Annotated in this window: 17 protein-coding genes, 1 tRNA gene and 4 pseudogenes; 16 read left to right on the top strand and 6 right to left on the bottom strand. The window is 49.9% G+C overall.

Annotated features, from left to right (window positions below; translation table 11 throughout):
- Positions 1 to 96: 96 nt before the first annotated feature.
- From ABMV07_RS07195 to ABMV07_RS07175, 5 genes are all read left to right on the top strand, one after another.
- Positions 97 to 1908, top strand: a complete 1812-nt coding sequence (locus ABMV07_RS07195) for a methylmalonyl-CoA mutase subunit beta (RefSeq protein ID WP_088266964.1) — start codon at positions 97 to 99, stop codon at positions 1906 to 1908.
- Positions 1909 to 1910: 2 nt separating this feature from the next.
- Positions 1911 to 4118 carry a methylmalonyl-CoA mutase gene (gene scpA, locus ABMV07_RS07190; RefSeq protein ID WP_088266965.1) on the top strand — a complete coding sequence of 736 codons (2208 nt, stop codon included), beginning with the start codon at positions 1911 to 1913 and terminating at the stop codon, positions 4116 to 4118.
- Positions 4119 to 4204: 86 nt separating this feature from the next.
- Positions 4205 to 5308, top strand: coding sequence for a methylmalonyl Co-A mutase-associated GTPase MeaB (gene meaB / locus ABMV07_RS07185; protein ID WP_014301927.1), 1104 nt, complete (start codon positions 4205 to 4207; stop codon positions 5306 to 5308).
- A 13-nt stretch (positions 5309 to 5321) separates the two neighbouring features.
- Complete coding sequence (locus tag ABMV07_RS07180) at positions 5322 to 5540, top strand: hypothetical protein (RefSeq protein ID WP_229254953.1); 219 nt, start codon at positions 5322 to 5324, stop codon at positions 5538 to 5540.
- 57 nt (positions 5541 to 5597) lie between these two features.
- A complete protein-coding gene (locus ABMV07_RS07175) occupies positions 5598 to 5981 on the top strand; it encodes a sulfurtransferase (RefSeq protein WP_229254954.1) in 384 nt (127 codons plus the stop codon).
- A 170-nt stretch (positions 5982 to 6151) separates the two neighbouring features.
- Here ABMV07_RS07175 and ABMV07_RS07170 read toward each other — a convergent pair.
- Positions 6152 to 7165: pseudogene (locus tag ABMV07_RS07170) on the bottom strand (short-chain dehydrogenase); the annotation flags it as partial.
- 199 nt (positions 7166 to 7364) lie between these two features.
- On the opposite strand from ABMV07_RS07170, the pseudogene ABMV07_RS07165 reads away from it, so the two are divergent.
- Positions 7365 to 8611 (top strand): annotated as a pseudogene (locus ABMV07_RS07165) (IS256 family transposase).
- A 90-nt stretch (positions 8612 to 8701) separates the two neighbouring features.
- Here the strand turns inward: ABMV07_RS07165 and ABMV07_RS07160 are convergent.
- Entirely contained in the window at positions 8702 to 8827 is a 126-nt protein-coding gene (locus ABMV07_RS07160) for an IS3 family transposase (RefSeq protein ID WP_374064475.1), read from the bottom strand.
- Positions 8828 to 8888: 61 nt separating this feature from the next.
- Here ABMV07_RS07160 and ABMV07_RS07155 point away from each other — a divergent pair, with 61 nt between their 5' ends.
- The 3 genes from ABMV07_RS07155 (at position 8889) to ABMV07_RS07145 (ending at position 9817) form a co-directional block, all read left to right on the top strand.
- Complete coding sequence (locus ABMV07_RS07155; protein ID WP_374064473.1) at positions 8889 to 9209, top strand: transposase; 321 nt, start codon at positions 8889 to 8891, stop codon at positions 9207 to 9209.
- On the top strand, positions 9197 to 9346 hold the full coding sequence (locus tag ABMV07_RS07150; protein WP_197694496.1) for a hypothetical protein: 150 nt from the start codon (positions 9197 to 9199) through the stop codon (positions 9344 to 9346). Before ABMV07_RS07155 ends, ABMV07_RS07150 begins: the two co-directional genes overlap by 13 nt.
- Before the next feature lie 93 nt (positions 9347 to 9439).
- Entirely contained in the window at positions 9440 to 9817 is a 378-nt protein-coding gene (locus ABMV07_RS07145) for a DDE-type integrase/transposase/recombinase (RefSeq protein WP_374064472.1), read from the top strand.
- Here ABMV07_RS07145 and ABMV07_RS07140 read toward each other — a convergent pair.
- The gene (locus ABMV07_RS07140) at positions 9776 to 11125 is read right to left on the bottom strand and encodes an IS256-like element IS1132 family transposase (protein ID WP_374063848.1); all 1350 of its coding nucleotides are present in this window, start codon (positions 11123 to 11125) and stop codon (positions 9776 to 9778) included. The genes ABMV07_RS07145 and ABMV07_RS07140 overlap by 42 nt on opposite strands.
- A gap of 66 nt (positions 11126 to 11191) precedes the next feature.
- Between ABMV07_RS07140 and ABMV07_RS07135 the strand changes: the two are divergent.
- Both ABMV07_RS07135 and ABMV07_RS07130 read left to right on the top strand, forming a co-directional pair.
- Positions 11192 to 11506: pseudogene (locus ABMV07_RS07135) on the top strand (transposase); the annotation flags it as partial.
- 40 nt (positions 11507 to 11546) lie between these two features.
- Positions 11547 to 12146 (top strand): annotated as a pseudogene (locus tag ABMV07_RS07130) (IS256 family transposase); the annotation flags it as partial.
- Positions 12147 to 12275: 129 nt separating this feature from the next.
- On the opposite strand, the gene ABMV07_RS07125 reads toward ABMV07_RS07130, so the two are convergent.
- Positions 12276 to 12361: transfer RNA gene (locus tag ABMV07_RS07125), tRNA-Leu, on the bottom strand.
- Positions 12362 to 12534: 173 nt separating this feature from the next.
- Between ABMV07_RS07125 and ABMV07_RS07120 the strand changes: the two genes are divergently transcribed.
- Entirely contained in the window at positions 12535 to 13092 is a 558-nt protein-coding gene (locus tag ABMV07_RS07120) for a YbhB/YbcL family Raf kinase inhibitor-like protein (RefSeq protein ID WP_088267059.1), read from the top strand.
- Between the two features lie 420 nt (positions 13093 to 13512).
- On the opposite strand, the gene ABMV07_RS07115 is transcribed toward ABMV07_RS07120, so the two are convergent.
- On the bottom strand, positions 13513 to 14628 hold the full coding sequence (locus ABMV07_RS07115; RefSeq protein WP_088267058.1) for a quinone-dependent dihydroorotate dehydrogenase: 1116 nt from the start codon (positions 14626 to 14628) through the stop codon (positions 13513 to 13515).
- A gap of 40 nt (positions 14629 to 14668) precedes the next feature.
- Positions 14669 to 15667, bottom strand: a complete 999-nt coding sequence (locus tag ABMV07_RS07110; RefSeq protein ID WP_088267062.1) for a hypothetical protein — start codon at positions 15665 to 15667, stop codon at positions 14669 to 14671.
- A gap of 182 nt (positions 15668 to 15849) precedes the next feature.
- Here ABMV07_RS07110 and ABMV07_RS07105 point away from each other — a divergent pair, with 182 nt between their 5' ends.
- The 4 genes from ABMV07_RS07105 to metH all read left to right on the top strand — a co-directional run bounded on the left by ABMV07_RS07105 (position 15850) and on the right by metH (position 22062).
- Positions 15850 to 16698, top strand: coding sequence for an undecaprenyl-diphosphate phosphatase (locus ABMV07_RS07105; protein ID WP_174688204.1), 849 nt, complete (start codon positions 15850 to 15852; stop codon positions 16696 to 16698).
- Between the two features lie 45 nt (positions 16699 to 16743).
- Positions 16744 to 17988: a cysteine--1-D-myo-inosityl 2-amino-2-deoxy-alpha-D-glucopyranoside ligase gene (gene mshC, locus ABMV07_RS07100; protein WP_374064471.1), complete on the top strand. Its 1245-nt coding sequence runs from the start codon at positions 16744 to 16746 to the stop codon at positions 17986 to 17988.
- The gene (locus ABMV07_RS07095; protein ID WP_088267056.1) at positions 17989 to 18384 is read left to right on the top strand and encodes a hypothetical protein; all 396 of its coding nucleotides are present in this window, start codon (positions 17989 to 17991) and stop codon (positions 18382 to 18384) included.
- Between the two features lie 75 nt (positions 18385 to 18459).
- Positions 18460 to 22062 (top strand): methionine synthase, encoded by a 3603-nt coding sequence (gene metH, locus ABMV07_RS07090; RefSeq protein WP_197695129.1) that lies wholly within the window; start codon positions 18460 to 18462, stop codon positions 22060 to 22062.
- The last annotated feature ends 9 nt before the right edge of the window (positions 22063 to 22071 follow it).

The raw sequence follows: 22071 nt of genomic DNA, 5'->3' as shown, positions 1-22071 counted from the left end.
AGGTGCGTGGACGCATAAAGTTGAGACGATTCATTTGTCCGTTTTGTATTTATGCGCTTCTCGTTCCTTCTACTGTGAGGAGAGTGGGTTCCACTCGTGACTGACACACGAATCGCCCAAACTGAAGAGCTCGAGGCTCAGCGACAGGAATGGTATAAAGCTGTTGCTAAAGTTTTCGCTCGCGTACAGAAAAAAGATGTTGCTGACGTTCCGCTAGATATTTGGCAGCGTCTTATTCGCACCACGTACGATGACATCAAAGTCAACCCTTTGTACAACCGTGCAGACGAATTAGAAGAAACTCAGATTCCAGGTTCATTCCCATATACACGTGGTTTTGCCGGTGCAGGGCAAGAAGAAGGCGTTGGCTGGGGAGTAACCGAATCGTTCGGCGCATCTTCTTCTAACAAAGATGTTCTTCATGCTCTTGACAATGGCACAACCGATATTGTTGTTTATGGAGAAGCCGACATTGAAGAGCTCCTCAAAGAGGTGCTTTTCCAGTACGCCCCAGTTCGTCTGAACTCTGGTGTCGCGACTGAAGAAATGACCAATCGTCTTTTCTCGATGGTTGACGCTCAGGGTACCGCGCCACGAAGCATCGAGCTTGGAGCATCGCCACTTAGCTCCATGGTCGATGGATCAGCCTCTGTTGACCTCGACACCGCGATTAATCTAGCTGTTCGCGCATCTGAGCGTGAAAACACTCGCGCGATCTTGGTCGATGCAGTCTCCTTCTCAAATCAAGGTGCTACGGATGCGCAGCAGATTGGTCTCGCGCTAGCAGCCGGTGCAGAATATCTCCGTGGCTTGGTAGCTGCAGGGCTCTCTACAGAGCAAGCTTTACAGCAGCTTTCATTCCGTTATGCAATTACGGACGATCAGTTTGCTCAAATTTCTAAATTGCGAGCAGGCCGAGCACTCTGGGCTCGAGTTGCAGAAATTCTTGGTGCTAAGGAACTCGGAAGTGCTCCACAACATGCATTGACGGCTCCTGTCATGTTTACTCAGCGTGATCCGTGGGTGAACATGTTGCGTTCCACGGTGGCAGCATTCGCTGCAGGCGTTGGTGGCGCCAAAGACGTAGAAGTTTTGTGCTTTGACTGGGCAATTGCAGGCGGAATTCCAAATGTTTCGCGCAGCTTCGCTCACCGCATTGCGCGTAATACGAACCTTCTGCTTCTCGAAGAATCTCACCTAGGTCATGTCATTGACCCAGCTGGTGGATCGTATTACGTCGAAAGTCTAACTTCATCGATCATCGAGAAAGCATGGAAGGTCTTCACTGATATCGAAGCAGCTGGTGGCTTCCTTGTAGCCGTCGAAAACCGTTCCGTTAAAGAAATGCTTGACGATGCTCATGAGCGAGTACGCCGTGATATTGCGCATCGAATCAAGAAAGTCACCGCAATCAACGAATTTCCAAATCTCGCAGAAGCGCCGTTGCCGGCAGAGCTTCGCGTAGAGCCAACCTGTGTACGCCGTTGGGCCGCAGAATTCGAGTCGTTCCGTAACCGCTCGGATGTTTTCATGGAGGTCAACGGAAAACGGCCACAAGCTGTACTCATCCCGCTAGGCCCACTTGCAAAGCACAATATTCGTACTGGTTTTATTACCAATCTTCTTGGTACAGGCGGAATTGAGGCTTTGAACCCAGGGCAGGTTGTTCCAAGAACCCCTGAGTTTGCTGAGGCTGCTGCTAGCTCCAAGATTGCAGTCATTTGTGGCACGGACGCTGAATACGATGCAACTGGTGCTGAGGCATTGGCTGAACTGCGCAAGCTCGGTGTAGAAACCATTTTGTTGGCGGGATCGCCAGGACATGATTTCGAACCGGATGACTATTTGAACATGAAGATCGACGCAGCTACGAAGCTCGATGGTCTACTGAAGAAGTTGGGAGCTTAACCATGACTACTATCCCAAATTTTGCAGAGTATCCAGCATCTCCTGAGAACCAGAACGCTGCGGACTCAAGTGCGCTTGAGCAACAAGTTTGGACTACGCCAGAAGGCATTGATGTCAAGCGTGTATATAAGCGCAATGACCGAAATGACAGTGTGCCTGCGGAGCAGCTGGACTCGTACCCAGGTATGGCGCCGTTTATGCGTGGACCATATCCAACCATGTACACCAATCAGCCATGGACAATTCGTCAGTACGCAGGATTTTCCACTGCTGCTGAATCAAATGCTTTCTATCGTCGTAACCTCGCAGCAGGCCAGAAAGGTCTATCGGTTGCTTTCGATTTGGCTACTCACCGTGGTTATGACTCAGACAATGAGCGCGTAGTCGGCGACGTTGGTATGGCTGGCGTTGCAATCGACTCAATTTTGGATATGCGCCAACTTTTTGAAGGCATTGACCTTGGAAAAGTATCTGTCTCTATGACGATGAATGGCGCTGTGCTTCCGGTGCTTGCTCTCTACATCGTTGTTGCGGAAGAACAAGGTGTCGCACCTGAGCAGCTAGCCGGAACAATTCAGAATGACATTCTGAAGGAGTTCATGGTTCGTAACACCTATATCTACCCACCAAAGCCTTCGATGCGCATCATTTCGAATATTTTCGAATACACTTCATTGAAGATGCCTCGGTTTAACTCCATTTCAATTTCGGGCTACCACATTCAGGAAGCCGGTGCGACTGCTGACCTCGAGCTCGCTTATACACTTGCTGATGGTATTGAGTACATCCGCGCTGGTAAAGGCGTTGGTCTAGATGTTGATAAGTTTGCACCTCGACTTTCCTTCTTCTGGGGTATTTCCATGAATACGTTCATGGAAATTGCAAAACTTCGCGCTGGTCGTCTACTTTGGAGCGAACTGGTCGCTAAATTCAATCCAAAGAACCCTAAATCTCAGTCGTTGCGTACCCACTCACAGACTTCTGGTTGGTCGCTAACCGCCCAAGATGTCTACAACAATGTGGCACGTACCGCTATCGAGGCAATGGGCGCAACCCAGGGCCATACGCAGTCTTTGCACACCAATGCTCTTGACGAAGCTTTGGCACTGCCAACGGATTTCTCAGCACGTATCGCGCGTAACACACAGCTGCTGCTTCAACAAGAATCTGGGACCACGGCACCAGTTGATCCATGGGCCGGTTCGTATTACATCGAGTGGCTCACTGAGCAGCTAGCTGAGCGAGCTCGTGCCCACATCGAAGAAGTTGAAAACGCTGGCGGAATGGCTCAGGCCACGATCGAAGGTATTCCCAAACTCCGCATCGAAGAATCCGCTGCACGTACTCAGGCACGTATTGATTCCGGCCGTCAAGCTTTGATTGGCGTGAACAAATATGTCGTCGAAGAGGACGAGCAGATCGAAGTTCTCAAGGTCGACAACACCAAGGTACGTGCGGAGCAACTAGCAAAGCTTGAGCAGTTGCGCGCTGAGCGCGATCAAGCTGAGGTCGATCGATGCCTGAAGGCACTCACCGAAGCCGCTCGCATCGAAGAAAAGGAACCAGGCAACCTAGATCAGAACTTGCTTAAACTAGCAGTCGATTGCGCTCGCGCTAAGGCAACTGTGGGTGAGATTTCTGACGCACTCGAAGAGGTATTCGGCCGTCACGAGGCTGAAATTCGTACGCTCTCCGGCGTGTACAAGGACGAAGTTGGAAAGGAGGGCACCGTGGGTAATGTTTCTAAGGCAATCGCTATGGCTGATGCTTTTGAAGCTGAGGAAGGCCGCCGTCCTCGTATCTTCTTGGCCAAGATGGGTCAGGATGGTCACGATCGCGGACAAAAAGTTGTTGCATCTGCATATGCTGACCTCGGCATGGACGTCGATGTCGGACCACTGTTCCAGACCCCAGCTGAGGCAGCACGTGCCGCAGTTGATGCGGACGTTCACGTTGTCGGCGTTTCTTCCTTGGCTGCAGGTCACCTGACTCTGGTTCCTGCTCTCAAGGAAGAGCTTGCCAAATTGGGCCGTGAAGACATCATGGTCGTCGTTGGTGGCGTTATCCCGCCAGGAGATTTCCAAGAACTTTACGACGATGGTGCAGTCGCTATTTATCCTCCAGGAACCGTTATCGCAGATGCTGCGATCGATATGCTGGAAAAGTTGGCGGCTAACCTTGGTATCGACCTCAAGGTCGACGAAGCGTAATTAGTTCGTTTCAATACCATGACTATGTTCACCGGCCGCTCATCTGAGTGGCCGGTGAACGCGTATAAGCAGGAAGGTTTCACAAAATGTCTGCAGACAACGAGTACCTCGAGCATCATTTGGGTTCACTTTTAACTACCGCTGGGACCGATTTGGGGGAGGTGACTGCTGTTGCCCCTGAGATTGTGAAAAAAGCGCGGCGGCGTATAGATGTTGACGAATTATTTGAAGGCGTCCGTCGAGGTGATCGAACGCTTATTTCTCGAGCTATCACCTTGCTAGAATCTACTGCTCCGGCACACAGAGTTTTGGCTCAAGAATTGCTGGTCAAGTTGTTGCCATTTAGTGGTAAAGCGCTTCGAGTAGGTATCACTGGTGTACCCGGCGTGGGAAAATCAACGTTTATTGAGGCGTTGGGGATGAAGCTGATTGGTGATGGACATAAACTAGCGGTGCTTGCCATCGATCCTTCCTCCACAAAGACACGAGGCTCAATCTTGGGCGATAAAACTCGTATGGCTAAGTTAGCTCGTGAAGATAATGCCTTTATTCGTCCTTCTCCTTCCGCTGGAACTCTAGGCGGCGTTGCTAAAGCTACACGTGAATCTATGGTGGTTTTCGAGGCTGCAGGATACGATGTGATCCTTGTTGAAACCGTTGGCGTAGGACAATCAGAAGTTGCTGTCTCACAAATGGTTGATTGTTTCACCTTTTTGGCTCTGGCTGGTGCGGGTGATCAACTACAAGGAATCAAAAAAGGCATCCTTGAAATGGCAGATCTGGTTGCTATCAACAAAGCTGATGGCCCCAACCTCAAAAATGCGAAACGAGCGGCTCGTGAATTGGCAGCTGCAATGCGAATGGTTCGCCAAGAAAACGACCTGTGGCACCCGCCTACGATTACTATGTCAGCCGTAGAGCATGAAGGCGTAGATGAATTCTGGGAGCATGTTCAAAATCACAATAAGGCAATGCTGGAATCTGGCGTATTCGAGCATAATCGCAGAGAACAACAAGTTCAGTGGATGTGGTCAATGGTCCACGAGACTTTACTTCAACGGCTAAACACAGATCCGAATGTTGTTGAAGTGAAAAAATTGGTGGAAGATCAGCTCCGGCACGCACACATCACACCTACATTAGCTGCTGAACGAATTCTCAATGCTTTTGATCATGTCACTGCCGACTAGAGAAAAATCCTATATGAATACGCACATTCCATCGCTTCTTACTGTGAAGGCTCTTCAACAGTTATGCGATAACCGTTCAAATGTCGTGATCTTGGACGCAAGCTTGACCATGTTTGGGATCTCTGAGCTCAAAATTCCGACAGCGCAGCGCTTTGACTTGGATGCTGAAATGTCTGATAGTTCCTCGGATATTCCACACACGCTTCCCACTAGGAAGGAATTTGAGAAGTAGCTTCGGGCCCTTGGTTTCGATAATGATTCGCTTGTCGTTGTATACGACAAGCGAGGAATGGACTCTGCGCCTCGTACTTGGTGGATGCTGAAATCCGCTGGCGTTCAGAACGTGAGCGTGGTCGATGGTGGGCTTAATGCATGGATTGCGGCTGGAAATAGAACTGAGTTTTGGGAAGACAAAGCAGCTTCTCAAAATAAGGGAAATATCACCGTTAGTAGTGCTTTTGGGTCGAACAGCGTCAGTATGCAGTGGTTACGGACAAGCGGGAGCCAACTTGAAATACCAATTGTTGATGCACGTAGCACTGAGCGGTATCACGGTGAGGTGGAAGAGCCTCGCAAAGGGCTAAACCGAGGCCATATCCCTGGAGCAAATCAACATACCGTTTACGACTTTGCAAGCAAATGGTCAATTAGTGTCGCTCGATCAACTCCGTAGCATTTTTGATCAGCATCTAGGTTGTGCGAATAGGCCATTCATTGCTTACTGTGGCTCCGGACTCACAGCCTGTGTCATCCTTTTCGCTGCGTCCCTTATCGGACGGCACGGACTGCTTTACGATGGTTCTTGGTCGCAGTGGGGGAGACAAGACTACGACAATCCGGTTGCTACCAAGGATGAGGTTTAAAGTCTTTCAGAAAGCATCCATATAGACCTACCCCGTTTTCGCCTTGAATAATAGGGTCGTAGACTCGTGCCGCACCGTCAACTAAGTCAAGAGGCGCGCGGAAGCCTTCCGTAGCCAGTCGTTGCTTCGTAGTGTGTGGACGTTCATCTGTGATCCAACCGGTGTCTACTGACGTCACTAAAACACCGTGATCAAACATTTCAGTGGCTGTTGTTCTTGTCAGCATATTTAGCGCAGCTTTGGCCATATTGGTATGTGGATGTCTAGGGCCTTTGTATCCCCTAGAAAATACGCCTTCCATCGCAGATACATTCACAACATATTTTCGCCGTGGCGGTGAGACTACAAGAGCAGGTCGTAACCTATTAAAAGGATAAATGGTGCTGTTGCGTTGCACAGCTGGAAGTCTAGCATTTCTAACGGATCTACGGATCCAACAGTAGTGACCCATGAATTATGGTCGGTTACATCGGGGATAAGCCCACCTGCATCGATTCCTAATGTAGGATCTGCTACATGGAGCGCATTCACAATCAAACTTTGAGAATGCGTTGTGGGGTTGAGATTCTTCACGAACTAACACTGAGTATGCGCCGGGAATACGGCGAGCAGTTTGCGCCGCATTATTAATGAGGATATCGAGAGGCTGTTCACTGAGCATCGTCCTTAATTCTTATACTCGCTGAGGATTTCGAAGATCGATTCCGATAACGTGGAGTCGGTGAATCCAGTCAGCAGAATCACTTACCGCGCTAAAACGCCGAACTGTGTCTCTGGGAAACCTTGTAGTAATGGTGAGATCCGCACCATCTCTCAGTAATTTAAGCGCAATATACATTTCTATTTTGGCGCGCCCGCCTGTTAGTAAGGCTCGTCGTCCCTGAAGATCAACGGATGCTTCTCGACGCTTCCTATTATCTGCGGGACAAGTGGGGCAGAGTTGATGATGGAATGAGTCAACTGATGTATACGGCCGTTTACAAATGTAACAATGGGGATGCGGACGTTTTTAGACACTTTCAATCTCACGCTACATTGACTTTTCGGTATTCGGCAATGCTCAAACGGTTACGTCCACTAGTGTGGTGTATCTGTAACCCGTTGTAAGCCTCGTGCCGGTGCACAATAAGGCGACCACCGCGGGTACCTTTCGAATCAACTTCTACCTATCCTCGAAAGGAAGTAAACCCGCGATGGCCACTAACCCTCATCATATCGACCCGACCGCGTATCTGGAAGAATTACTCACCCAGGCCTCCCCAGACTTGATGCGCCAGATGCTCACAAACTTCATCAACCAGATCCTCTCGACCCAGGCTGACACTGTCTGCGGCACTGATTACACCACGGTATCTCCCCAACGGACTAATACCCGCAATGGCTACCGCCACCATCCCTTAGACACCAGGGTAGGAAGCATTGACGTTGCTATCCCGAAACTACGTCACGGCGCATTCTTTCCCGACTAGCTCTTAGAAAGACGCACCCAGACCGAAAGAGCCCTGACTACCGTGATAGCCACGTGTTATCTCAAAAGGGGTCTCCACTAGACGCATGAATGATTTGGTGGCCACGCTGGGCATTAACAATCTGTCGAAATCACAAGTGTCTGACATGGCCAAAGAACTCGACGAGATGGTCGCTGACTTTCGCACCCGCCCTTTAGACAGCGGCCCTTATTTCTACCTGTCCTGTGACGCGTTGACAATGAAAGTCCGCGAAGGCGGACGAGTCGTTAAAACCAGTGTGCTTATCGCTACCGGCGTTAACAAAGACGGCTACCGTGAACTACTGGGCATGCAGATTGCTACATCAAAATCCGTGGAATCATGGACCGGGTTCTTCCAAGACCTCAAAGCCCGTGGTCTTGGCGAAGTCTATCTCGTCACCAGCGATGCGCACCTAGGAATCCAAGCTGGCTGTTGGTCAAGTACTACCTACAGCCAGCTGGCAACGTTGCCGGACACATTTTGCTAAGAACCTGTCCTCAAAAGTGTCAAAACGCCAGTGGACAACACTATCGGGAATGTTTCACTCCATCTTCTAGCAAACCGACGCGCAAGCTACCTGGGACCAAGCCCGCTAGGTCGTAGATTTCTGCACCGAGCGTTTTCCCGACGCAGCCGACTACCTGGAAGAATCATTAGATGAGATACTCGCGTTTACAGCCACGCCCAAAGCTGTATGGACGAAGGTATGGTCCAATAATCCAACAGAGCGTTTGAACCGTGACATCAGGCGGCGTACCGACGTTGTAGGAATCTTTCCCAACCGCGCAGCAGTCATCCGCCTCGTCGGCGCCGTACTAGCGGAACAGCATGACGATTGGATTCAGCAGAAACGCTATATGTCACTAGCAAGCTTGGAACACACCCGACGCCTGATAGCTACCACTACCATCCGCGCCAACGACGCAGACACCATCGAGGCAGCCTCCTAATTGAACCAACATCAACCCCGAGACGGACCCTGACACCGACCCTGACACTGTCCCCCGATCCACCGATTCAGAAAGGACAGATACACCACTTCACCGGACTTGACCGCTCAAACCATCGAGGCTGATCTTGATTCGGTGATCGTTGTAGAACTCAATGTATGTCGCGATTGCTTCTTTGAGTTCTTGGGGGTTCTGCCAGGTTCTGCCGTAGTACATTTGGGTCTGCTGAGGGTTTGGTTGACGTCTAGCTTGTTTCGCTGGGGCGGGGCAGGGAAGGATGTTGATTATGTCGAAGTTGTATTCAGAGCAGTTCAAAGCTGATGCCGTGGCGTTGGTGGAGTCTGGGGTTGCTCGCCGGCAGGTGTGTGCTGATTTGGGGATCTCGCGTTCCTCGTTGCAAAAATGGATTACTGATGCGAGGTTGCAGGCTCAGGGGATGCAACCGTGTGCTGATCCGGTAGTGGCTAAAGAGATGCGCCAGGCTTTGAAACGGATTCGCGAGTTGGAAATGGAAAACGAAGTGCTACGTGCAGCGGCGGCGTACCTGTCTCAAGAGGTGATTCGCCCAAAAGGGTCTTCCCGACCGTGGAAAAGCTGATCAAGGCAGGTAAGGCGACCTTGACGGTAGCGGCTCGGGTACTGGGGTTTTCCCGCCAAGCGTTTTATAAATGGGCTGCTAAGCCAGTTTCGGACAGGCAAGCCCAAGAAGTAGAACTTATAGACAAGATTCGCTAGATTCACAGTGACGATCCTGAATTTGGTTACCGCCTGATAGCAGACGAGCTCCATGATCAAGGGATAGAGATTTCTGAGCGTCGAGTATGGCTTTTGTGTTCTCATGCTCAGGTGTTCTCGGTGATCGCTAGGCGTAAGTCGCGTGGGAAGAAGTCGGGTGCTCCAGTACATGATGACCTGTTACAGCGTCACTTCCACGCTGATGCGCTCAACGTTGCGTGGGTTACAGATATTACGGAGCATTGGACCAAAGAGGGCAAGCTGTATCTGTGTGCGATCAAAGACCTGTGCTCGCGAAGAATCGTGGGCTATGCGACCGGTGGGCGGATGAAATCACGCCTCGTGGTGGCGGCGCTCGATGATGCGATGAGGAAACGAGGCAATCCCCATGGCGGAGAGTGTCCGATTGTTTGTGTGCGGGGGCTTGGTTTACAAGTAGTCCGCGAATCGGTCGGGGTAAGCCACGGCTAGTTGGTTGATGGCTTGTTTCCACCCGGTGGCTTTCGCTCCTTCAATATAGCCGTTGCATTCGATGGCGCGCTTCGCTTTCTTCGCTCGCTGGGCAGCGCGCTTGTCCTCGATGTTGCAGATCATCAGCCACAGCGTTTTCAGCGCCGCGGTATCGTTCGGGAACTGGCCGCGGTTGCGGGTGGCTTTCCGCAGCTCAGCATTCAGCGATTCGATCGAATTCGTGGTGTAGAGTACCCGCCGTGCCGCAGGCGGGAACTGCAAAAATGGCACAAACCGGTCCCAGGCGTCGCGCCAGACTTTGACCGATTGCGGGTATTTACGGCCCAGTTCACTGGCCTCGAATGCGTCCAGGGCGGCGCGGGCGGTGTCCTCGGTCGGTGCGGTGTAGACCTCCCGTAGCGCACTTGATACGGGTTTGCGGTCTTGGTAGGACACCCACCTGTTGGCCGCCCGGATCAGGTGCACGATACAGGTCTGCACCATGGAATTCGGCCAGGTTGCCTCCACGGCTTCCGGCAGGCCTTTGAGCCCGTCGCAGCAGACGATGAACACGTCTTGGACCCCACGGTTGGCAAGGTCAGCGCACACGGATGCCCAAAAACTGGCGCCTTCATTGTCTGCGATCCACAATCCCAGGATGTGCTTGATGCCGTCCATGTCGACGCCTACCGCCATGTAGCAAGACTTGTTGACCACGCGGTGGCCATCGCGGATCTTCACTCGCAGCGCGTCGAGGAAGATCACTGGGTAGAACTCGTCGAGCTGGCGGTTTTGCCAGATCATGACCTCTTCTAACACCGCGTCGGTAATGGTGCTGATCGTATCTGGGCTCATATCCACCCCGAGGGTGGTGGCGAGGTGGTGGCAAATATCGCGCACGGTCATCCCACCGGCGTACAGGGAGATGATCATGTCATCAAGCTCCGTCAGACGGCGGGTGCCTTTAGGCAGCATCCGCGGCGTAAACGTGCCAGCTCGATCCCGGGGCATAGTCACATCAAAGGTGCCGTAGCCAGAGTTGACGGTTTTGGTGTACGACCCGTTGCGGTGATTGCCACCATCCGGGGTGCCCAGCTGGGCTTTCGCCGTACGATCAGAGTGCGCGTATCCTAGATGCGCGTCCATTTCAGCCTGCAGACCAGCGTTGATCGATGCCTGCAAAAGACCTTTGACCAGGTCGCTGGCATCATCGGTGGAAGTCGACAACTCGCCGATCAGTTCGGCGATTTCCGGATTTTCCATCAGCTTAGCGCTGATCTCGTTGACCCTGTTCGGGTCATGACCTTTCCTCGGTGACACGGTAGTCATTATCAGTGAAACTCCTTCTGGATCAGAGCCTCACACACAAAACACCTGACACCCTCCCATGGCGTAATCATTCACTCTGATCGTGGCTCGCAATTTCGTTCTAGAAAATTCCGTGCCGCGCTGAAATCTTACGGCGCGAAGGGATCTATGGGCAGAGTTGGAGCGTGTGGGGATAACGCTGCGATGGAATCTTTCTTCGCTCTTGTACAAAAGAACGTTCTTGATCGTGGCTTTTGGAACAGGCGCCGTGAACTATCTGCCGCGATCACTCACTGGATTGAACGGACATATCACAGGAAAAGACGGCAACGAGCACTGGGTAAATTGACACCAATCGAATACGAAACAATCATGGAACCAGCCGCATCCCTTGCGGCCTAAAAATCAGAAGGAAAACTGTCAACCAAACCCTCAGCAGACCCAAGCGATCTATACCCTAGCGCTGAAACTGACCAAGATCACCACCTTGGACCAGGCACGCCAGTGGACCATCAAACTGCACGAGTTCGGGGTGGTCTACAAGGACTTCCTGAACGAGAAAACACCCGTACCCAAAAAGCGCCGCACCCCCAGCCACCAATGGGAATTCACACATATCCGGGTCCGAAAGGCATACAACTCGCTTTTGCACTTATCGCGCAACAACTGGCTGTTTGCCTATCTCCAACCCCCGCCAGAAGCACTCGAACCGGCCCGGTGGGCAGCAACCACAAACAGCCTAGAAGGCGGCATCAACGCACAACTCAAACGCATCGCCGATGCGCATCGCGGCAGATCCGGGCAACGCCAACGAAAAATGCTCGAGTGGTACCTGCACTCGAAAACGCAGCTGCCTGACGACCCACTCGAGATCGCCAGGCAGTGCAATTACGGACAAGATCAACTCGGAAAAGTTCCCGATCTCGTCCCAGAAGACCACAACACAGCCGACCAAGAAACAGGCCGACCAGCCTTCTACGACAACGCTATCCCAACCGAATACCAACACAACATAGGAATCCACAAAGGCCCCATGCAATAAAGAAATGTCCGCCCGGCGACACGCCGAACGGACACACTTTTTGCTACTTAACCCTCCCTTAAGCCCTCTATTTCAACAGACTATACAAAGAAGAGAGCTCCGACCAATGGTCGGAGCTCTCTAATATTGTGCCCGAGGGGGGACTTGAACCCCCACGTCCGTTAGTAGGACACTAGCACCTCAAGCTAGCGCGTCTGCCATTCCGCCACCCGGGCCGAGTGTATCTTTCAGCTGTTCGCTGTTGACTCGCATAACTATATGGCGATCTCTTTGTGAATACAAATCGGCAGGTCAGGTAGTGTTTTTGGTGGATTAACATTTAATGATACTGCATTAGTGGTCTTCTCGATAAGGCTGCTGCTAAAAATCCCAGACGTTTGCTTTTTATATGTGTATAAAGGCGAGTATGACCTATTCCAATAATCATGATCGATTCCCAGGTGCTGACCCATATGCACCCCTTAAGGAACTTCCAACATTCCCATTGCACTCGGAAGACTTTTCTGATGGCGAAAAATTTAATTCGATTCACTTGGGAGGAAATGATGTTTCTCCACATCTTGAGTGGAGCACATTACCTGAGGGGACAAAATCTATTGCTATCACTTGCTTTGACCCTGATGCTCCCACTGCTTCAGGCTTTTGGCACTGGGCGGTTTTTAACATTCCAGTCTCCCAAGTATCAATTGCACAAGGTGCAGCAAACGATGGCTCGCTCGACCAGCTCGGCGCGATAAGTCTTCGTGGAGATTCTGGAAAACGGGGTTATTACGGCCCTAATCCGCCTGCTGGCCATGGCCCGCATCGTTATTTATTTGCAGTGCATGCGGTTGACGTTGAATCTTTAGACGTAGATCCAGATGCTTCACCCGCAGTGTTGGGGTTCAATCTTTACTTCCACAGTTTGGGCCGTGCGATTCGTTGGGGATGGTATGAGAACTCCTAGCCCCGTTTCTCTCGGCTTACGTGTAGGAGCAGCATTTCTAGCTATGGCAGTCACACTCGCCATATTTACGTTTATTCATGTCCTAAAGGGCGGGTGGGCAGAAGGGTTTCATGTCACAGCACGTTGTATCCTCATATTGATTGCAGCTGCCTTAGTAGGGGCATTTGCAACAGTGAACAAAGCCTCACGAAGTTCAGTTCTTCAACTGACTGGATTAGTAGTTGCTTTGTCGCTGATCTTTTTAGGGCGATTTACGCCTGAGTCTCCAATAATGATCTGGCCGGCTTATCTCTTGCCTTGTTATGCAGCCGTATGTTTTCATAGCTAGCTTGTTAGCTCGCATGCTAACTGTTCGAAGTTAGAAATAGCGGCAGAGTCTAGGACGTTACCTAATCTCAGCCGCCATTAAAGAACAACACTTTATTGAAGTGTCCAGGGAAGTTTCGAACCAACGGCTTGATCAATGCTGCTGAGGTCATGGGCTCGCAATTGCGCTGCAATTCCTAAATGAATATCCCTGATCCAATCTGGTCCACCGTAGATCATTCCTGTGTACCCCTGCAAAAGGGTTGCTCCTGCGGCGATACGCTCCCATGCTTGCTGTGGTGTTGAAATGCCTCCCACTCCAATGAGCACCATTTCCGTCCCTACGCGCGCATACAGGCGTTCTAGAACTTCCAGAGATCGCTGGGCTACCGGAGCTCCCGAGATGCCGCCAGCCCCCATGTCTGCAACATCCTGATGCGGAGTGCGCAGTCCATCGCGGGAAATGGTCGTATTAGTCGCTACGATGCCGGCAATTCCCATTTCGGCAGCAAGGTCCGCTACTGCATCTATGTCATCATCAGACAAATCTGGCGCTATTTTCACTAGCACTGGCGCAGATGTTGATTCTTGAACTGCTGCAATTATCGGGCGCAGTGATTCTACTGCTTGAAGATCTCGAAGCCCTGGAGTATTTGGGGAAGAAACATTAATCACGAGATAGTCTGCGAGGTTACCGAGAAGCAGTGCTGATCGTCGATAATCATTCACAGCATCTTCCGAGGCAACTACCTTTGTCTTGCCGATATTAATGCCAATAACTGCATCAGATTTACGGCGTTTAAGATTTTTAGCTACTTCGGCGGCTCCCAAATTATTGAATCCCATACGATTTAAAATCGCTTTATCTGCAGGTAGACGGAATAGTCGGGGAGTGGGGTTACCAGGTTGAGGTGATGCCGTCACTGTTCCCAATTCTGCATAACCAAAGCCGAATGCCGCCCACACATCTGGAGCTTCACCATTCTTATCAAATCCTGCAGCCAACCCAAGCGGCTGCAGGAAAGTCACACCAAACACATCTTGTCTCAGAATGGGATCGTTGACGGGAAGAATTGACCCCACTGCGCGTCGTAGAGGTGAAATTGCTTGTACTAATTGCATGCCACGAGTGATGATGTGGTGAATACGCTCAGGGGACATCGTAAACATCCCTTTTAGCGCAAGTGCGTATGCTTTAGTTCGCAAAGGATGAGATGAAAAATCCGACATGGTGGATAGACCTTTCGCTATTTTAAAGGTGTGTGGGGCATTAGTCTGTTTGGCTTTTAACAAGTTGGAGGCCTGCTCCAGATGCGGATGCGAGCACCAAAGTACCGTCGTCAAGCACAGCAATGTTGTGGACGTTTTCGATGGTGTTATATGAGCTTTTTTCGGATCCGGTTCCGGATGAAATATCGTAACCAGTCACCTTGTTATCTCCAGTAGTAGCGACCCAAGCTAGGTCATGCTTGTTGTCCCAAGTAATACCCCAAGGACTAGGCCCAGTCGGAGAGGTTTGGTGAAGCCGGATGACGTCTTTAGCACCGTACACTGCAAACTGATTCTTCTTGGCGTCTGAAGCGAGCACAACGCCTTGCTTAGCTGCAGACATCCTTCCAACCCCTTTGCCTACCCGCAAAATGGCACCGGGTTTTGACTCTTTCCAATTTACGTCTTGAATCAAGGTGTATTTGTTATTGATTCTGACAACTGCATCAACTTGTCCTTCGATTGGAACTGAAATAAGTTGATCAGACCCGTATTCAGTTGCCACCTCTGAGAGCTTTTCACCATCGTTAAATACCTCAACCTTATTCGAGTCACGATGCGCAACGAGAACTTCTCCGGTTGATACTTGTACCGCATAGTGGGCAGTCTCAGTTGGCTGAGCGATTACTGAATTTTTACCCGATACTGGATCAACAGAATGCACGCCGTCGGAACAAGCAACAATGAAAGCCTTTGAGTTCGATGTCATATCAAAGCACTCAGCGTCAATAGATACTTTAGTCGTGTTACCTTTTTCAAAATCTGCAGCAGACCCGAGCTCTAGGTGGGAACCTATCTTGATTCCAATCGAATTTCCCACCGTTTGAAGCACATCAATTGCACTGCGCTTGAGTACAGTTCCCTCGGGGGCTGTAGCCTTCGGGGAAGCTGCTGCGGTAGCACTTCCCATGTCGGGCTGGATTTCTGCCACATTCGTTGTTTCTGCATTGCCGCTACATGCGGTCAACACAAATGCGGAGAGAGTAGAAAATGTACACATTTTGAGAGTCGTAGACAGTGCAGGTTTCACAACCAAAGAGGTTACCAGCAAGTTGCGTTCTTCCCAGTTGAAACCCGAGGAAGATTAGGTATATCCACGTAGTTCTGCATCACTGGCATATGTTGAACTTTAAACAGGTATTCTTGTGCCCCGTGACTGATGTAAATGTATTGGCCCAAGCATTGACTCAAGATCTGTCGAGTCAAATAAGCTGGCCCCAGACAATTGTGCTCTCTATCGTTCAAGGCCTCACCGAGTTCCTTCCTATTAGTTCATCCGGCCATCTGCGAATTGTCTCTGAGCTTTTTTGGGGCAAAGACGCTGGTGCAAGTTTTACTGCTGTCGTTCAACTAGGTACTGAAGCAGCAGTTCTCGTTTACTTCGCTAAAGATATTGCAAAGATTCTCACTGGCTGGTTTAGAGGCCTTTTTGATAAAAAGCAACGAGGTTTCGATTACCGTATGGGATGGATGGTCATCGTTGGCACATTGCCGGTAAGTATCGTAGGGCTTCTAGCTAAAGACATCATCCGAGACAATCTACGAAACATGTGGATTACCGCATCAGTGTTAATCGCTTTTTCTTTTGTATTTATCGCTGCCGAAAAATGGGGTAGTAAGCGTCGTAGCTTTGACCAACTGTCAATGAGAGACGCCGTAATTATGGGCTGTGCACAGTGTTTGGCATTGATACCAGGTGTTTCACGGTCAGGTGGCACCGTTTCTGCAGGTTTATTCGTCGGACTTGATAGGGAAGTTGCAACTCGCTTTAGTTTCCTATTGGCTATCCCCGCAGTGTTAGCATCTGGCTTATTCTCGCTTCCCGACGCCTTTGCTCCCGACGCGGGGCAGGCGGCCTCGGGAATGCAACTTGCTGTAGGTACCGGAATTGCTTTTGTCCTAGGCTATGCTTCCATCGCGTGGCTTTTGAAATTCGTTGGTAGCCACTCGTTTAGCTGGTTTGCAGCATATCGAATCCCTGTCGGTTTGCTTGTTATGGCATTACTAGCTACAGGAATGCTAACCACTTAACTACTGTAATGTGTCATTGCTGCCTCAGCAGGTAATGTTGATGGCATGCAATCTTGGCCCATGCCGACAATTCCTTCAGTGCCGGGTAAACCGGCTGTACTGTCCTTGTTTGATACCAGTGATCAACTCATTAAACCTGTTGAAGTGGACACCCCAGAAGTTGGGGTTTATGTGTGTGGAATTACTCCTTATGACTCCACACATTTAGGACATGCAGCGACATATTTGACGTTTGATCTAATCAATAGGCAGCTTATCGACGCAGGCCACCTTGTTCATTTCGTTCAAAACATCACTGACGTCGATGAGCCTCTTTTTGAACGTGCATTGAGAGATGGCGTCGACTGGCGAGAGTTAGGCTCCAGTCAAATCGATCTTTTTAGATCAGACATGGAGGACCTTAACGTTATTCCTCCTCGGCACTATGTTGGTGCAATGGAGTCTATTCCAGAAGTCATAGCAATGGTGGAAACCATGCTTGCCAATGGCTCGGCGTACATTGTTGAGTCAGACTCCTACCGTGATATTTATGCATCCATAACTGCGACTACCCAGTTTGGATACGAGTCCCATTACTCTCGTGAACTAATGGAACAATTTTTTGCCGAACGTGGTGGAGACCCCGAACGTGTCGGGAAAAAGGATCCGCTCGATGCTCTTATATGGAGAGCACATCGACCAGGTGAACCTTCTTGGGATGCGCCATTCGGGGCGGGGCGCCCTGGATGGCACGTTGAGTGTTCCGCGATCGCAACACATCATTTGGGAAGCCATTTCGCAATTCAAGGAGGCGGATCAGATCTTATCTTCCCACACCACGAATTCTCGGCTGCTCACGCTGAGGCAACATTTGACGAGTCCCGAATGGCAGGTCACTATGTGCACACTGGAATGATCGGACTTGACGGCACAAAAATGAGCAAGTCCTTGGGCAATTTAGTATTCGTATCGCGACTGACCTCAGAAGGGTATCATCCATCTGACATTAGACTTGGAGTTTTTGCAGGTCATTATCGCAACGATCGTGACTGGTCAACTGACCTCCTCACAGCTGCACGGGAGCGCAAGCAAGCGTGGATTACTGCAGCTGATAATGCTCTAGACGTACAACAAGTTCAAGAAACAATTCAAAAAATACGTCATTTATTGGCTAACGACTTAGATACCCCAGCGGTCCTCGCTGAAGTGGACAACTGGGCCAAATTGACTCCGCTAAATGATTCAGCTCGTACTGAGGCTGGAAGGCTCATGGCAGCTGCTTTGGATGCATTATTGGGAGTGAAGATATAAATGACCGATATGTCCGACTCTTTTTCTTTTATTGACGACTTCCTGCGCGATCTTGAAGAGTATGGTACCGGCGCCTACCTTCGTGCCGATGAAAAGGAATTCTGGGATCCCCCATTCGATGTTTCGGCGTTGCCCGAGTTAAAAAAGATTCTCGTAACGTTTGCGCAAAGCATGGTCGATATTGCAAACTCCCGTGAGCAAGCTAACTCAGTGGTTTTAGATGTTATTGCAAAAGTTGGACGTTTTTATTCGGAGCTAGCTGCTTTCAATGCAGCATATGAGTATGCGGTAATCGAACCGGAGGAAGAATCGCAGCTTATTAGCATGGTAGAGGGTATGTGTAAAAATCTGGGACTCAGTGATGAAGAGATATCGGATTTGCCTGAATTTGAATAAAATTACTTAAATTAGGGCTCTAAACTGGGGTAATGGTTGAGCATTTCACAAAATGCATACTAAGCTGTCTATTCGATGAATACTGCCACACCTCAATTTAAAACTGCATTTCTCGACGCCATGAAAAATCGCGTTCTGATCGGTGATGGAGCAATGGGTACCCAGCTCCAAGGATTCGATCTTGACGTCGATTCCGATTTTCTAGGTCTCGAGGGCTGTAACGAAATTCTTAACCACACTCGGCCAGATGTTGTTTCTGCAATCCACCGTGCCTATTTTGAAGCGGGCGCCGACTTGGTTGAAACGAATACTTTTGGTTGCAACCTACCCAATTTGGCCGATTATGACATTGCAGATCGATGCAGGGACCTCGCTTTTAAAGGTGTGAAGATCGCCCGAGAAGTTGCGGATGAACTGGGACCCAGTGCTGATGGCACACCACGTTTCGTTCTAGGTTCAATGGGACCTGGAACGAAGTTGCCTTCGCTTGGACACGCACCTTATGAAGCGTTGAAAAATCACTATACCGAAGCCGCACTTGGCATGATCGAAGGCGGCGCCGATGCGATTTTGGTCGAAACCGCCCAAGATTTGCTTCAGGTAAAAGCAGCTGTACATGGTTGCCAAAGTGCATTTGAAACTTCTGGCATTCAGCTTCCCATTGTTTGTCACGTTACGGTTGAAACTACTGGCACCATGCTCCTAGGCTCCGAAATCGGTGCTGCACTTACGGCAATTGAGCCTCTCAATGTGGACATGGTTGGTCTAAACTGTGCTACTGGTCCAGACGAAATGAGCGAGCACCTTCGATACTTGTCTCGCAATGCTCACATTCCGGTTTCAGTCATGCCCAATGCCGGTTTGCCCGTCCTCGGTAAAAATGGTGCTGAATACCCACTAACTGAACAAGAGCTCGCAAGCGCACTGAGAGGATTTGTTGAAGAATACGGGCTCAGCATGGTGGGAGGCTGCTGTGGTACGACGCCTACTCATATTCGTGAAGTACGTAAGGCTGTACTTGGCGATAACGAGCATCAACCGGCACTTCAGGCTGAGAGAAATCCCGATGTCGGAGATGCAGTATCGAGTCTCTACACCAGTGTGAATCTCACACAAGATACTGGCATCACTATGATTGGTGAGCGAACGAATGCCAATGGTTCTAAAGCTTTCCGCGAAGCCATGCTGGCAGGTGATCTTGAAAAATGTGTGGATCTTGCTAAGCAACAAACTCGCGATGGCGCCCACATGCTTGATTTATGCGTTGATTATGTGGGCCGTGACGGCACAGCCGATATGGCCCAGTTGGCTTCACTGCTAGCAACCAGCTCGACACTTCCCATTATGATTGATTCCACTGAGCCGGATGTAATCCAAGTAGGACTCGAACATTTAGGTGGTCGATGCGCAGTAAACTCTGTGAACTTTGAAGACGGCGATGGCCCAGATTCTCGCTATCAACGCATTATGCGATTAGTCAAACGCCATGGAGCTGCTGTCGTCGCTCTTACCATCGATGAAGAAGGCCAAGCTCGCACTGCCGAAAAGAAAATTGAAATTGCCGAACGGCTCATAGCGGACATTACGTCGACATGGGGATTAGACGAAAGCGACATTATCGTCGATACGCTTACTTTTCCTATTTCAACCGGCCAAGAAGAAACGCGTCGAGACGGTATCGAAACTATCGAGGCAATTCGTGAGCTTAAAAAGCGTCATCCCAAAATTCACACCACCTTGGGCCTATCTAACATCTCTTTTGGACTGAACCCAGCTGCACGTCAAGTTCTCAATTCCGTATTTTTGAACGAGTGCATTGAAGCAGGACTCGATTCTGCTATTGCACATTCGTCAAAGATTGTTCCTATGAATCGTATCGATGAGGAACAGCGACGGGTTGCTCTCGACATGGTGTACGACCGAAGGTCTGAAGGCTATGACCCGCTTCAAACTTTCATGCGCCTATTTGAAGGTGTATCTGCAGAAAGTGCGAGCGATGCCCGCGCAGAAGCATTAGCAGCTATGCCGTTATTCGAGCGAATCGCTCAACGTATTATTGATGGCGAAAAGGCCGGTTTCGAGGATGACCTCGATGCAGGTATGAAAGAAAAAGAACCGCTCCAAATTATCAACGAGGATCTCCTTGCGGGGATGAAAACCGTTGGTGATCTCTTTGGATCAGGCCAAATGCAATTGCCCTTCGTCCTGCAATCTGCCGAGACGATGAAGCATGCAGTCGCTTATCTCGAGCAGTTCATGGAAGCGGATGAAGATGCCGGCGACGGTAACGGAACAATTGTCATCGCAACAGTAAAAGGTGACGTCCACGACATCGGAAAGAACCTAGTCGACATTATTCTTTCAAATAATGGATTCAATGTTGTCAACATTGGTATCAAGCAAACTATCGCAAACATCCTAGAGGCTGCAGAAAAACACAAAGCAGATGCTATCGGCATGTCTGGGTTATTGGTTAAATCTACCGTGATCATGAAGGAAAACCTTCAAGAAATGAACCAGGCACAAAAATCTGACTATCCTGTCATCCTTGGTGGTGCAGCGCTTACGCGAGCCTATGTAGAAGATGACCTCACCGAGGTTTACGACGGTAATGTTCACTATGCAAAAGATGCATTCGAATCACTTCGCCTAATGCAAGAATTTATGGCTGAAGCTAGGGGAGAGCGTCTCAATCCACAGTCGCCAGAAGCTCTTGCGGCCGCCAAGAAAAAAGCTGAGAGAAAAGCTCGTCGAGAACGTTCAAAGCAAATTGTCGCGCAACGCAAAGCAAAGGAAATTCCTATCGAGGTTCCGGAACGATCCGAAGTTGCAGCTGACGTGCCAATTGCCACACCTCCTTTCTGGGGCACACGAATTGTTAAGGGCATCAATTTATCTGAATACCTGTCTCTTCTCGACGAACGCGCGCTGTTTATGGGTCGTTGGGGCTTAAAAGCGACTCGCGGCGGAGAGGGCCCAGGTTATGAAGAACTTGTAGAAACTGAAGGTCGACCACGGCTGCGGTACTGGATTGATAGACTCAAGGCTGAAAAAATACTTAACCACGCCGCAGTCGTGTACGGATATTTCCCAGCAGTTTCCGAAGGCGATAGGGTCATTCTTCTTGAATCACCAGACCCTACTTCTGCAGAGGTAGCACGATTTGATTTTCCTCGACAACAGCGTGGAAAGTTCCTTTGTGTAGCTGACTTCATTAGATCCCGTGAGTACGCAATCAAGACAAAGACGGTAGACGTATTCCCGCTGCAATTGGTGACTATGGGACAACCGATTGCAGAATTTGCCAATGTCCTTTTTGCTGATAATAATTACCGTGACTATCTCGAAGTACATGGTGTCGGTGTGCAACTTACGGAAGCACTTGCGGAGTATTGGCATGCCCGTATCCGCCACGAATTGTCACTTTCCGATGGGTCTCATGCAAGTGATGAAGATTCCGCTGATCTGCAGGAATTCTTTAATCTTAAATACCGAGGTGCTCGTTATTCCTTTGGTTATGGTTCCTGCCCAAATCTCGAAGATCGCGAAACCTTGGTAGATTTGCTTGACTCACGTCGGATTGGCGTAGATATTTCAGAAGAGTTTCAACTGCATCCTGAGCAATCAACAGATGCATTTGTGTTGTATCACCCAGAAGCAAAATACTTCAATGTGTAACTAGTTAAC

The sequence above is a fragment of the Corynebacterium belfantii genome, assembly GCF_041898185.1.
Taxonomy (GTDB): Bacteria; Actinomycetota; Actinomycetes; order Mycobacteriales; family Mycobacteriaceae; genus Corynebacterium; species Corynebacterium belfantii.
The sequence above is the reverse complement of the archived record's forward strand: the minus strand, read 5'-3'. Positions and strand labels throughout refer to the sequence as shown.

What these genes read in the sequence shown, in the direction of transcription:
- scpA (WP_088266965.1), top strand. Translation starts at nt 1,911, where the DNA reads ATGACTACTATCCCAAATTTTGCAGAGTATCCAGCATCTCCTGAGAAC.
- meaB (WP_014301927.1), top strand. Translation starts at nt 4,205, where the DNA reads ATGTCTGCAGACAACGAGTACCTCGAGCATCATTTGGGTTCACTTTTA.
- ABMV07_RS07180 (WP_229254953.1), top strand. Translation starts at nt 5,322, where the DNA reads ATGAATACGCACATTCCATCGCTTCTTACTGTGAAGGCTCTTCAACAG.
- ABMV07_RS07175 (WP_229254954.1), top strand. Translation starts at nt 5,598, where the DNA reads ATGGACTCTGCGCCTCGTACTTGGTGGATGCTGAAATCCGCTGGCGTT.
- ABMV07_RS07160 (WP_374064475.1), bottom strand. Translation starts at nt 8,827, where the DNA reads ATGTACTACGGCAGAACCTGGCAGAACCCCCAAGAACTCAAAGAAGCA.
- ABMV07_RS07155 (WP_374064473.1), top strand. Translation starts at nt 8,889, where the DNA reads ATGTTGATTATGTCGAAGTTGTATTCAGAGCAGTTCAAAGCTGATGCC.
- ABMV07_RS07140 (WP_374063848.1), bottom strand. Translation starts at nt 11,125, where the DNA reads ATGACTACCGTGTCACCGAGGAAAGGTCATGACCCGAACAGGGTCAAC.
- ABMV07_RS07120 (WP_088267059.1), top strand. Translation starts at nt 12,535, where the DNA reads ATGTGTATAAAGGCGAGTATGACCTATTCCAATAATCATGATCGATTC.
- ABMV07_RS07115 (WP_088267058.1), bottom strand. Translation starts at nt 14,628, where the DNA reads ATGTCGGATTTTTCATCTCATCCTTTGCGAACTAAAGCATACGCACTT.
- ABMV07_RS07110 (WP_088267062.1), bottom strand. Translation starts at nt 15,667, where the DNA reads ATGTGTACATTTTCTACTCTCTCCGCATTTGTGTTGACCGCATGTAGC.
- mshC (WP_374064471.1), top strand. Translation starts at nt 16,744, where the DNA reads ATGCAATCTTGGCCCATGCCGACAATTCCTTCAGTGCCGGGTAAACCG.
- ABMV07_RS07095 (WP_088267056.1), top strand. Translation starts at nt 17,989, where the DNA reads ATGACCGATATGTCCGACTCTTTTTCTTTTATTGACGACTTCCTGCGC.
- metH (WP_197695129.1), top strand. Translation starts at nt 18,460, where the DNA reads ATGAATACTGCCACACCTCAATTTAAAACTGCATTTCTCGACGCCATG.